Origin of the sequence: Paucibacter sp. TC2R-5, assembly GCF_025717605.1 — a bacterium.
In the GTDB taxonomy this organism is placed as follows: Bacteria; Pseudomonadota; Gammaproteobacteria; order Burkholderiales; family Burkholderiaceae_C; genus Paucibacter_A; species Paucibacter_A albus.
In genome coordinates, this window is sequence record NZ_JAJIRQ010000010.1 from 83,302 (window position 1) to 95,560 (window position 12,259).

Genomic DNA, 12,259 nt, shown 5'->3' on the forward strand with positions numbered 1-12,259 from the left:
GAGATCCGTGCAGCGGATCCACACCGCGTCAAGGCGGGTACCTCGGCTCTGCCGCAAGATCAGTGGCGAATCGAATGCAATCAGCGATCGCATGCCCGTCGACCCTCCCCGACTATCAGCGACAATCCGCTTCATATGTTTGCACTGTTCGATGACGCCGGAAAATTCCTCGCCGGCCGCGTGATGTCTGAAGCCGATAGTTCGATGCAGATCGAAATGGATTCGGGCAAGCGCGTCAAAGTAAAAGCCGCCAATGTGCTGCTTAAATTCGATAAACCCGCACCGGCCGAGCTGATTGCTGCAGCGCAGGCGCTGGCCAAAGAGATCGATCTCGACCTCGCCTGGGAGTTCGCGCCGGAAGGCGAGTTCGGCTTTGCGGAGCTGGCGCGAGAGTACTTCGACGCCAAGGCCAGCCTTGCCCAGCAGGTCGCTGCGCTGTTCGCGCTGTTCGAGGCACCGCATTACTTCCGCCGCGCCGGCAAGGGCCAGTTCAAAAAGGCGCCGGAAGAAATCGTGAAGGCTGCCCTCTTGGGCCTGGAGCGCAAGCGCCTGCAAGCGCTGCAGATCGAAGAATGGGCCACCGAGCTGGTCGAGGGCCGCTGCCCAGGCCCGGTGGCGGAGCAGATCTACAAGATTTTGTTCAAACCCGACAAGAACGGTCCTGAGTACAAAGCGGTGGCCCTGGCCACCCAGCGCGCCCGCAAGGCGCCGCTGGAGTTGCTGCAAAGCGTCGGTGCGATCAGCAGCGCTTACCAGTTCCACTGGAAGCGCTTCTTGTTCGACCAGTTCCCCAAGGGCTATAAGTTCCCGCCTTTGAGCGCGCCCGCGATCAAGGACGATTTGCCTCTGTCGAGCGTGAGTGCTTTCTCGATCGACGATTCAGCCACGACCGAAATCGACGATGCGCTGTCGGTGCAAGGCCTCGGCACCGGCACAGTCATCTTTGGCATCCATATCGCAGCACCGGGCCTGGCTTTTGAGCCCGATTCGGCGATCGACAAGGTCGCACGCGAGCGCCTGTCCACCGTCTATATGCCGGGCTGGAAGCTGACCATGCTGCCCGACGATGTCGTGCAGGCCTACACGCTGATCGAGGGCCGCGCCTGCCCTGCGGTGTCGCTGTATGTGACCATGGACGAGGCGACGCTGGCCATAACCGGCAGCGAGACCAAGCTGGAGCGCGTGCCTATCACCGCCAATCTGCGCCACGACAAGCTTGACGCCGTCATCACCGAAGCGACCTTGACCGGCGAGGCTGCGGCCGACTACGCGTTTGCGCCCGAACTGGCCTTTGCCTTCCGCCTGGCTCGCCACTTGAAGGCCGGCCGCGAAGTGGTGCGCGGCAAGCCGGAGAACTTCAACCGGCCGGACTACAACTTCCGCCTCGACTCGAACGGCGAGCATGAGCCCAAGGGCGGCGAGATCGTCAGCATCTCGACCCGCCAGCGCGGCGCGCCGCTGGACCTGATCGTCGCCGAGGCAATGATTCTGGCCAACTCGACCTGGGGCGGCTGGCTCAACGACATGGGCCTGCCCGGCATCTACCGCAGCCAGGCCAGCATGGCGCCCGGCATCAAGGTGCGCATGGGCACGCGTGCCCAGCCGCATGCCGGCTTGGGCGTGGCGCAATACACCTGGTCGACCTCGCCGCTGCGCCGCTATGTGGACCTGGTCAACCAATGGCAAATCATTGCCTGCGTGCGCAATGGCCGCACCGCCGCGCTGGTGGCACCGTTCAAGCCCAAGGACGCGGCGCTGTTCTCCATCATCTCGGGCTTTGACGCGGCTTATGCGGCCTACAACGGCTTCCAGAACGGCATTGAGCGCTTCTGGACCATCCGTTATGTGGTGCAAAACCAGATCACCGAGATGACAGCCACGGTGATGAAGGACGGCTTGGTACGCGCCGACGACTTGCCGCTGGTCTTCAAGGCGGCCGGCTGTGACGCGCTGCCACGTGGCTGTGCGGTGCGCGTGCGCATCACCGGCACCGACGAGATGACGCTGGATGTGCATGCGACGCTGATCGAGCGCTTGGATGCGGCCGCGGCACTGCCAGTCGAGGACGAGTCAGCCGAGGATGAAGACGAAAGCGAAGGCGCCGGACCCTTGACGCTGACCGTCGACATGGACGCGCCGGAAGCCGTGGCCGACCAAGCCAGCGAAAGCGCCGAGGCGACGCCGACCTGACGATGGCCGTCAAGTTCTCCACCATCCACTACGCGCTGCTGGTATCGCTGGGCCTTCACGGCGCCCTGCTGACCCTGCGTTTGGTGGACCCGGAGCGCTTCAACCGGATGTTCCAGGACACGCCCTTGGAAGTGGTGCTGGTCAACAGCCGCAGCCAGGAAGACCCGGCCAAGGCGCTCGCCTTGGCGCAAGCCAGTCTGGCCGGCGGCGGGCTGGCCGAGGCGGGGCGATCGACCTCGCCGCTACCGCCCTCCAAGACCATAGAAGTCGGCGAAGCCAGCGAGACCCAGCGCGCCCAGATTGCCCAGTTGCGCGAGCAAGAGCAGCAACTCTTGGCCCTGGTGCGGCGCGAGCTGGCGCAAATGCCCGCGCCCGATCCGCAGCAAAACAAGGGCGCCACTGCGGCGCAAGAGCAGACCGAGCGGCGCCGCCAACTGGTGCAACTGCTGGCCGAAATCGAAATGCGGGTCAACGAGGAAAGTGCCCGGCCGCGCAAACGCTATGTCAGCCCGGCCACCCGCGAGGTCGTCTACGCCCAGTATTACGACAGCCTGCGCCGGCGCGTCGAAGCGCGCGGCACGCGCGACTTCCCCGAATACAAAGGCCGCAAGCTGTATGGCGAGCTGACCATGAATATCCACGTCAACCAGCGCGGCCGCGTGATCGAGACGGATATCGTGGCCTCCTCGGGTGACCCCAATCTGGACCGCCGCGCCGAAGCCATCGTGCGTGCGGCCGGGCCCTTCGGCAACTTCAGCCCGGCGATGCGCAAGGGCGCCGAGGTGCTGGTGATCACCTCGCGCTTTCGCTTCACGCGGGATGAGGGCCTTGAAACCACCTTGAGCGCATCGCCAACACCATGACTTCTTCCATTGATATTGATCGCTATGCCGTGGCCGGCAACCCGGTGGCGCACAGCCGCTCACCCGAAATTCATGCCCAGTTTGCCGCGCAGACCGGCCAAGACCTGACTTATGAGCGTCTGCTCTGCCCGCTGGACGGCTTTGCCGACAGCATGCGCGCCTTCGCGGCGAGCGGCGGGCGCGGCTGCAATGTCACTGTGCCCTTCAAATTTGAGGCACACGGCTTGGCGACGCACTTGAGCGAGAGGGCCAAGCTGGCCGGCGCGGTCAACACCTTAAGCTTTGATGAGCAGGGCTGGTTCGGCGACAACACCGACGGCGCCGGCTTGGTGCGCGATATCGAAATCAACGCCGGGCGCCGCTTGGCCGGCAAGCGGGTCTTGCTCTTGGGCGCAGGCGGCGCCTCGGCCGGCGTGTTGGGCAGCTTGATTGCCACCCAGCCGGCCGCTATCACCATCGCCAACCGCAGCGTCGACAAAGCCGAAGCCTTGGTCGCTGCGCACAAGACCTACGCGCAGGAGCATGGGGTGAGGCTGGCCGCAACGGGACTGGACGATTGCGGCGAGGGCTACGACTTTCTGATCAATGCCACCAGCGCCAGCTTGGGGGGCGCCGGCGTGCCGGTCGCGGCGAGCGTCTTGGCGCTGGGTGCTTTGGCGCTGGACATGATGTATGGCCCGGCCGCAGCGCCCTTCTTGAACTGGGCGCGCGAGCATGGGGCCGAGGCACGCGACGGCCTGGGCATGCTGGTGGAGCAGGCCGGTGAAGCCTTTGCGCTTTGGCGCGGGGTGCGCCCGGACACAGCGACTGTGTTGAGCGCCATGCGATTGAAACTGAGCGCGGGCTGAGCGTGAAGCAGATCGGGCGAAGCTTGTTGCGCTTGGCCGCCCTGCTGCTGCTGGGCGTATTGGCACTGCAGCTCTACTTCGCGGCACGGATTGCCTTGATGATTGTGGTGGCGCCGCAATCGACCAGCTTTCAGCGCTCCGAAGCTTGGCGCTTAGCCACGGAAAGCGGTCGTATCAATTGGAGCCAGCAATGGGTTGACGACAAGGAATTGTCCAAAAACCTCAAGCGCGCCGTCATTGCCAGTGAGGACGCCGGTTTTGTCGAACATGGCGGCGTCGAATGGGATGCTTTGGAAAAAGCCTGGGCGCGCAACCAACGCGAAGAGCAGCGGGTGGTCAAACGCGTACAAGCAAGCAAGCCAAGCAGCCCGGCTGCGCCGAGCAAGCTGCGTGAGCCCAAGGTGATTGGCGGCTCAACCATCAGCCAGCAGCTGGCGAAGAATTTGTTTCTCAGTGGTGAACGCAATTTGGCCCGCAAGGGCCAAGAGTTCATCATCACCTTGATGCTGGAGGCGCTGCTGAGCAAGCAGCGGATCTTGGAAATTTATTTGAACAATGTCGAATGGGGCGAAGGCGTCTTCGGCGCGCAGGCGGCCGCCCGCCACTATTTTCATATCGATGCCAAGCAGCTGAGCCCGGCACAGGCGGCCCGCTTGGCCGTGATGTTGCCAGCACCTAAGCGGTTCGAAAAACGCCCGGCCTCGCCCTATGTGCTGGCGCGCGCCGCCACCATAGAAGCCCGCATGGGCGCGGTTGAATTGCCCTAGTGTTAGCCTCCAGCATGACCTCAGAGAACAGCATCAGCACCGAAATCGCCGCCACCGCCGCCCGCCTGGTGGTGGAAGAAGGCATGGAATATGGCCTCGCCAAGCAGCGCGCGCTGAAGGTACTGGGCCTGAGCCGAAACAGCCGCGCCGCTTTGCCCAGCAACGACGAACTGGAAGACGAGGTGCGCGACTATCTGGCGCTGTTTTGCGCCGACACCCAGCCGGCCGAGTTGGACGCGCTGCGCGAATTAGCGGCCGAATGGATGGCCCGCTTGGCCGAGTTCCGCCCTCATCTGTGCGGGGCAGTCTGGCGCGGCACCGCCACCCGGCTCTCCAATATTCATTTGCAGCTCTATTGCGATGACAGCAAGTCCGCCGAGATCGCGCTGATCAATATGGGCTTGGACTATGAGGTCGGCACAGTCAGCGGCCCCAAGGGCTCGCGGGGACGCGACATCGATGTGCTGTCCTTGGCTGTCCTCAGCCGCAAGTTGGGCGAATTGATCACCGTGCATCTGAGCATCCTCGACTTTGACGATTTGCGCGGCGCCCTTAAAACGGACGCGCGCGGCCGCAGCGAGCGCGGCGACCTGGCTGCTTTGCGCAAATTACTGGAACAAGCTTCAGATGAGTGAACCCACTTCAAACACACGCCGCAATCTATTCATTGCGGCCGGCCTTGGCGCTGCGGCGATCGGCGCCGGCCTCTCGCTACGCCATCGAGTTGCTGAGCCTGCCCCGCTGTCGGCGGCGGCCATGAGTTTTTGGAGCGCTCGCTTTGACCGGCCCGATGGCGGCGAAATGCTGGCGGCCGGATTCAAAGGCCAGCCATTGCTGCTGAATTTCTGGGCCACCTGGTGCCCGCCCTGCGTCAAGGAGTTGCCCGAGTTGGCGCAGTTTCAACGCGAATTCAAAGGCAAAGGCTGGCAAGTTGCAGGCCTGGCGGTCGACAGCCCGAGCGCCGTGCGCGATTTTTTGAAAAAGCTGTCGCTCGACTTCCCCGTGGGTTTGGCCGGATTGACCGGCACCGAATTGACCCGCACACTCGGCAACAGCCAAGGCGGGCTGCCCTTCAGCGTCGCCTTCAATGCTGCGGGTGAGCTGATTTGGCGCAAGCTCGGCGCCACCAATCTGGACGAACTGCGTCAGATGGCGAGCAAATTCTCGCCCACCTGAGTTGCGCCAGCTTGGCTGGGCAAGCGCAAAAGCAAATCCGGGTCAAGCGAATTATTTAGAGCCAGAAGTCGCGAACGAGGCTTAAAACGCGTAAAGTTCGGCCTTTTCCGCTTCTAGGGTCTTCACTCTAGGTCGCCCGGCGAGGTGACCAAAGAGCCTCACCACGTCGCTGATGCAAATTCTTGTCATTCATGGCCCCAACCTCAATCTGCTCGGCACCCGCGAGCCTGGGATCTATGGCGCGCAAACTCTGGCCCAGATCGACGCAGATCTAAGCGAGAAGGCGACCATTGCCGGGGTTGAACTAAAATCCTTCCAAAGCAACCATGAAGGCGCTTTGGTGGATCGCATTCAAGCGGCGGGCAGCGAGGGCTGCCAGTTCATCATCATCAATCCGGCCGCCTATACCCACACCAGTGTGGCCATGGCTGACGCCTTGGCGGCGGTGGCCCTGCCTTTTGTCGAAGTTCATCTGTCCAATATTCACAAGCGCGAATCATTTCGGCATCACAGCTTTTTTTCCGCGCGCGCCGAAGGCGTGATTTGCGGACTGGGTGCCCAGGGCTATCAACTGGCCTTGGCTTACGCGCTTGAGAAGCTGAAGAACCCGCCCAAGCGCCCGACTTAAACGGTCGGAGTCGCCGCCGGCGACCTCTTTAATCAACAAACAATAATCAATCTCGTTGGAGAAACAATATGGATCTGCGCAAGCTCAAGACCCTGATCGACCTGGTTTCCGAGTCGAATATTTCCGAACTTGAAATCACCGAAGCCGACGGCAAGGTACGTATCGTCAAGACCGACGGTGCCGTAGCCGCTCCACTGGTGATGGCCGCGCCCGTGGCCGCAGCGCCGGTTGCCGCTCCAGCAGCAGCGCCAGTTGCCGCCGCACCAGTGGTGGCTGCAGCGCCCGAAGAGACCGGCCGTATCGTGAAGTCACCGATGGTCGGCACCTTCTACCGCGCCGCCGGCCCGAACGCCAAGCCTTTCGCCGAAGTTGGCCAGGCGATCAAGGAAGGCGAGCCGATCTGCATCATCGAAGCGATGAAGATCATGAACGAGATCGACACCGAAATCGGTGGCACGGTGACCAAGGTCTTGTGCGAGAACGGTCAGCCGGTCGAGTTCGGTCAGCCCTTGTTCGTGATCGAATAAGGCACAGCAATGTTCAAGAAAATCCTCATTGCCAATCGAGGCGAGATCGCCTTGCGCATCCAGCGCGCCTGCCGCGAGCTGGGTGTCAAATCGGTGGTGGTCTACTCCGAGGCCGACCGCGATGCCAAGTATGTCAAGCTGGCCGATGAGGCCGTTTGTATTGGCCCGGCCGCCTCCACGCTGAGCTATCTCAGCATGCCCGCCATCATCGCCACGGCCGAAGTCACCGACGCCGAGGCGATCCACCCCGGCTACGGTTTCCTGAGCGAGAACGCCGACTTTGCCGAGCGCGTGGAACAAAGCGGCTTCACCTTCATTGGCCCCACGCCAGAGTCGATCCGCATGATGGGCGACAAGGTCTCGGCCAAGCAAGCGATGATTCGCGCCGGCGTGCCTTGCGTGCCCGGCTCCGAAGGCGCCTTGCCCGAGGACCCGAAGGAGATCATCAAGATCGCCCGCACGGTCGGCTACCCCGTCATCATCAAGGCGGCCGGCGGCGGCGGCGGACGCGGCATGCGCGTGGTGCACACCGAGGCTGCCCTGGTCAATGCAGTGCAAATGACGCGCACCGAAGCGGGCGCGGCCTTCGGCAACCCCGAGGTCTATATGGAGAAGTTTCTGGAGAACCCACGTCATGTGGAAATCCAGATCCTGGCCGACACCCACAAGAGCGCGGTCTGGTTGGGCGAGCGCGACTGCTCGATGCAGCGCCGTCACCAGAAAATCCTCGAAGAAGCGCCGGCACCGGGCATCCCGCGCCGCGTGATCGAGAAGATCGGTGACCGCTGCGCAGCCGCTTGCCGCAAGATGAACTACCGCGGCGCGGGCACCTTCGAGTTCCTGTATGAGAACGGCGAGTTCTATTTCATCGAAATGAACACGCGCGTGCAGGTCGAGCATCCGGTCACCGAAATGGTCACTGGCATCGACATCGTGCAGATGCAGATCAAGGTGGCAGCGGGCGAAAAACTGCCCTTCACGCAACGCAATATCGTCATGCGCGGCCACTCGATCGAGTGCCGTATCAATGCCGAAGACCCGTTCAAGTTCACGCCCTCACCGGGCCGCATCACGATGTGGCACGCGCCGGGTGGCCCGGGTGTGCGGGTCGACTCGCATGTTTACAGCAACTACGTCGTGCCGCCACATTACGACTCGATGATTGGGAAAATCATCGTGCACGGCGACACCCGCGAGCAGGCCCTGGCGCGCATGCGCATTGCCTTGTCGGAGACCGTGGTTGAAGGCATCTTGACCAACATCCCCTTGCACCGCGAGTTGATGGTGGACGCCAAGTTCATTGAAGGCGGCACCAATATTCATTACCTCGAAGGCTGGATGAGCCAACACAAGCGTTGACCACGCGATAGGCGCTTCGCGCCACTCCCAAGGCGCGAAGCCCAATGGCCCCGGCAAAAACCGGAGCCATTGGGCGCAACTATTTTGGCAACTCAAACGGAATTCATATGTCTACCACCTTGCATGAACTGCTGCTGATTTGCGGTGAGGACGATGTCGAGATCGTCAGCGATGCTTTGATGGAACTCGACGCCTTGGCCGTGTCGGTTGAAGACGCCGATGCCGACACCGACGCGGAGCGGGCCTTGTTCGGCGAACCCGGCATGCCCGCACCGAAGGGCGGCTGGCAGCGCTCGGTCGTCAAGGCCTTGTTCCCGAACGAGCAAGACGCGACCGAATGCGCGACCTTGATCCTGAGCCAGGACTGGGCCACCGGCGTGCATGTGCAGGCGATTCAAGCGGTGCCCGAGCAAGACTGGGTGCGCTTGACGCAGTCGCAATTCGCGCCGGTCGAGATCACGCCCGAGTTCTGGATAGTGCCGTCTTGGCACCAGGCACCCGAGCAGGCCAAGCAGGTGATGAGCTTGGACCCGGGCCTGGCCTTCGGCACCGGCACCCACCCCACCACCCGCATGTGCTTGCGCTGGATCGCCCAGCAATCTGCAGCACTCAGCCCGACATGGGCGCGGGTGTTGGACTACGGCTGCGGCTCCGGCATTCTGGCCATTGGCGCGGCGCTGCATGGCGCCCGCAATATCGATGCGGTTGACATTGACCCGGCTGCGATCATCGCCAGCAAGGCCAATGCCGAAGCCAACAAGGTCAGCTTGACTGCGGCGCTGCCCGACGCGGCCCAAGGCGAATACCCGCTGGTGATCGCCAATATTCTGGCTACCCCTTTGCGCCTGCTGGCGCCTTTGCTGTGCGCCCATATGGCACCCGGCGGCCACCTGATCCTGGCCGGCATTCTTGAGCGTCAAGCGGACGAACTCAAAGAGGCCTATGCGCCTTGGGTCAAGCTGGAAGTCAGCGACAGCCAAGAGGGTTGGATTTTGATGACGGCTCAACGAGCTTGACGCGGCACTTGGCCAGAAACGTAAGCCCGAAACCCAGCGGACTCATGGCATGATCGCGCCATGAGCCTCGCCACCCGTTGTAGCGCCTGCGGCACCATCTTCAGGGTGGTGGAAGATCAGTTGCGGGTATCCGATGGCTGGGTCCGCTGCGGCCGCTGTGCCGAGGTGTTCGATGCGCGTGCGCAACTGTTCGACATTGACCGCGAAGCGCCGCCGCCCTGGCCTGCCGAGCCACTGGCCCCTCCGGCGCCCCCTCCATCGCCCATTCCTGCTCCTTTGCCTGCGCCGACACCAGCTTTGCGTAGCCGGCCACCCGAACCCGAGCCGGCAGAATGGCCGCAAGAAGAAGCTGTTTTCGAGCCCAGGCCCTCGCAGTTCACGCACGAGCAAAGCGCCTATGGTGCAGTTCATACCGACCCGTCCTTAGACCCCGCTTCGGCGCAAGTCCACGAGCCCGCACAGCATGCTCGGCTTGACGCCCGCTTGGAACCTCATTGGTCGGAAGAGCCCCCCGCGCCTGCTCACGCAGCTCCGCCTGCGGTTTCGCCCACCCAGGCGCCGGCCATGGACCTGCATGCAGACATCGACGAGCGCCCCGATGTCGTGCTGGGCGAGCGCTTGGCCAAGAGCAGTGCCCCCACGCAAGCCCAAGCCCAAGCCGAAGCCCAAGCAGAAAACACAGCAGCGGCGGCCGCGCTGCCGGAATTCCTGCGCCAGCAAAACGCCAAGACCAAATGGCAAAACCCCAAGCTGCGTATCGCCCTGGGCCTGCTGTCCTTGCTACTCCTGGGCGCGCTATTGCTGCAGGCGGGCCTGCACTTCAGGAACACGGTCGCGGCACACCAGCCTGGCCTGCGCCCCGCCCTGCAGGCGGCCTGCGCCATCGCGGGCTGCGAGATCTCGCCCAGACAATACATCGAGGGCATAGGCGTTGAAAGCAGCGCGCTCAATCAAGCAGGGCCGGGTAACCAATATCAGTTGGTGGTGGGCCTGCGCAACAAGAGTGGCACCGAAGTAGCGACGCCCTGGGTCGATCTCAGCCTGACCGATGCCGCCGGCGCCCTGGTGGCCAAACGCGTCTTGGGACCGGCCGACTTCAAGACCGACAAGACCGCCATGCCGGCCGGCTCGGACCTGAGCTTGCAAACCCTGCTCTCCACGGGCGACAAGCGCGTCAGCGGCTATAGCGTCGAGATTTTTTACCCCTGAGGCGGCCGCCGCCGGTCTGTCTACTTTGACAGGTCGCCGCGCAAAGGCTCGGCCGGCGCAGGTGCTGACTTACGCCCCGGCCCGGGCCAAGCGCTGTAAATCGGCTGAGGCATGCGTACCGGTGTGATATCGAGGTAGAGATTGATCACGGTGTATTCCTCCGGTCCGTTCTCGTCGGTACTCCAGCCATAGCTACCCCGGCCCTTGTAGACGCGAAACAAAAAGCCCAGATCCGCGACCGGATCATCGGCCTTGGCGCCCACATCAAAAGTCAAGCCACGCACCTCGCTGAGCGGGCTGTCGATCAAGTAGTTCATCGAATTCGAAATGGTCGTGTCCCCCAGCATATCGAGGTGAAACAGCGGCTCGGTGTAATAGGGCTTGTAGTCGGGCGATGCCGGGTCCAGCTTGTCGCCACGCAGCTTGATGGCCGAAGGCGTCGTCACACGGTTCTTCATGCTGTAGTGGTCGCCATGATCCAGGTAATTCAAGCGCGCATTGGTCAGGTTGAAAGCACCCAGGGTGGGGTCGGTCTTCACCTCACTCAGATCCACCAACATGGCGCCCTTGCCGCCAATCACCTCGATATCGTCACCATGAATGATGGCGGCAGAGTTTTCGTCCACACCCAGGCCCAGCTTGTAGCCCTTGGCCATCATCAAAGGAATCATGCGGCCGAAGCGACCCCGCTTGAGGAAATGCTGATCAACAAACAGATCGGGGCCAACAAAGCCCAGACCCCGGTCGATCTGTTTACCTTCAACCCACTTGCCCTTCATGATGTTGATGACGCTAGGCGCGTCGCGAAACATCACCGTGCTCATGATGGCCGCTCCTGCGCTGGTGCCCGCCACCACGCCGCCCTTGCGATAGACCTCCCAGATCGCCTCCAGCATCGGCGTCGGCTGCCCACCCGGCATCAAGACATCGACGATGCGCTCCTGCGAGCCGCCGGTGAAGAACACGCCACGCGCGCCCTTGACCTTATTGATCAAGGCCGGGTCACGCACCACCTTGTTCAGATCAACCCAGCCAAACTTAGGCGCCACCGGCAAGGCCTCGGCCACCGCGCCGCGCCTATGCAGCATGTCAATCGCCTGCTTGGCACTGGCTTCCGGATCCTCGGATGCGGTGCCAAAGACCACAAAGCGCGCGCCCTTGCCCCCTGCCAATGCGACGATGCGGCCCCAAACCTCTTCGTTATCGGCCTTCAAAGCGCCGCCGATCGGAATCGCATAGCCCTTGATCAAAGGCTCGGTCTTGACAGGCAGCACGACCGCCGCCGCTGGGTTTGTGCTGCCCGGATTGCGGGCAGCAGCAGGTGGCTGAGCCACGCTTGAAGCTGCACGAGCCGGCGCTGGTGCCGCACCACGCGCCGCCTGAGCTACAGCCTGGTCGGCACAAGCCAGCGAGGCACTGAGCGACAACAGGGCCGCAAGACTAGGCCAGCGAAAAATGAATTGGATGCGCATGAGGACGGGACGGGTTTGCGAGAGTCTTATCAATGTAGCCCAGCCGACTCGCCTTCGCCCTCCCCCACAGGTGTGAACTGCGGGTGCCTGAGCCTGAGCGAGCGCCTTGACGCCCGGGGCCAGCGCGGATTCACCCCTAATGCCACCGTTGCGCGCATACGACTTATCGCGTAAACCCCTGCAGGCACAGGGGCTCAACTTTCT

At 62.8% G+C, this 12,259-nt stretch carries 12 protein-coding genes; 11 read left to right on the plus strand and 1 reads right to left on the minus strand.

Annotated elements, in window-relative coordinates:
* The first annotated feature begins 135 nt into the window (after window positions 1-135).
* From LNV08_RS20790 to LNV08_RS20840, 11 genes are all read left to right on the plus strand, one after another.
* A complete protein-coding gene (locus tag LNV08_RS20790; RefSeq protein ID WP_263535655.1) occupies window positions 136-2,190 on the plus strand; it encodes a ribonuclease catalytic domain-containing protein in 2,055 nt (684 codons plus the stop codon).
* Between the two features lie 2 nt (window positions 2,191-2,192).
* Window positions 2,193-3,053 carry a TonB family protein gene (locus tag LNV08_RS20795; RefSeq protein ID WP_263535656.1) on the plus strand — a complete coding sequence of 287 codons (861 nt, stop codon included), beginning with the start codon at window positions 2,193-2,195 and terminating at the stop codon, window positions 3,051-3,053.
* A complete protein-coding gene (gene aroE, locus LNV08_RS20800; RefSeq protein WP_263535657.1) occupies window positions 3,050-3,901 on the plus strand; it encodes a shikimate dehydrogenase in 852 nt (283 codons plus the stop codon). The genes LNV08_RS20795 and aroE overlap by 4 nt, the downstream gene beginning before the upstream one ends.
* 11 nt (window positions 3,902-3,912) lie before the next feature.
* Entirely contained in the window at window positions 3,913-4,668 is a 756-nt protein-coding gene (locus tag LNV08_RS20805) for a transglycosylase domain-containing protein (protein ID WP_263535732.1), read from the plus strand.
* A 14-nt stretch (window positions 4,669-4,682) separates the two neighbouring features.
* Window positions 4,683-5,303, plus strand: a complete 621-nt coding sequence (locus LNV08_RS20810; protein ID WP_263535658.1) for a hypothetical protein — start codon at window positions 4,683-4,685, stop codon at window positions 5,301-5,303.
* Entirely contained in the window at window positions 5,296-5,844 is a 549-nt protein-coding gene (locus LNV08_RS20815; protein ID WP_263535659.1) for a TlpA disulfide reductase family protein, read from the plus strand. The genes LNV08_RS20810 and LNV08_RS20815 overlap by 8 nt, the downstream gene beginning before the upstream one ends.
* A 169-nt stretch (window positions 5,845-6,013) precedes the next feature.
* Window positions 6,014-6,472, plus strand: a complete 459-nt coding sequence (gene aroQ / locus LNV08_RS20820) for a type II 3-dehydroquinate dehydratase (protein ID WP_263535733.1) — start codon at window positions 6,014-6,016, stop codon at window positions 6,470-6,472.
* Between the two features lie 68 nt (window positions 6,473-6,540).
* Window positions 6,541-6,999 (plus strand): acetyl-CoA carboxylase biotin carboxyl carrier protein, encoded by a 459-nt coding sequence (gene accB, locus LNV08_RS20825; protein ID WP_263535660.1) that lies wholly within the window; start codon window positions 6,541-6,543, stop codon window positions 6,997-6,999.
* Window positions 7,000-7,008: 9 nt separating this feature from the next.
* Complete coding sequence (gene accC / locus LNV08_RS20830) at window positions 7,009-8,358, plus strand: acetyl-CoA carboxylase biotin carboxylase subunit (RefSeq protein ID WP_263535661.1); 1,350 nt, start codon at window positions 7,009-7,011, stop codon at window positions 8,356-8,358.
* 119 nt (window positions 8,359-8,477) lie between these two features.
* On the plus strand, window positions 8,478-9,374 hold the full coding sequence (gene prmA / locus LNV08_RS20835; protein ID WP_263535734.1) for a 50S ribosomal protein L11 methyltransferase: 897 nt from the start codon (window positions 8,478-8,480) through the stop codon (window positions 9,372-9,374).
* A 60-nt stretch (window positions 9,375-9,434) separates the two neighbouring features.
* Window positions 9,435-10,583: a zinc-ribbon and DUF3426 domain-containing protein gene (locus LNV08_RS20840; protein ID WP_263535662.1), complete on the plus strand. Its 1,149-nt coding sequence runs from the start codon at window positions 9,435-9,437 to the stop codon at window positions 10,581-10,583.
* A 20-nt stretch (window positions 10,584-10,603) separates the two neighbouring features.
* Here LNV08_RS20840 and LNV08_RS20845 read toward each other — a convergent pair whose 3' ends face one another.
* The gene (locus LNV08_RS20845; RefSeq protein ID WP_263535663.1) at window positions 10,604-12,055 is read right to left on the minus strand and encodes a cyanophycinase; all 1,452 of its coding nucleotides are present in this window, start codon (window positions 12,053-12,055) and stop codon (window positions 10,604-10,606) included.
* Between the last annotated feature and the right edge of the window lie 204 nt (window positions 12,056-12,259).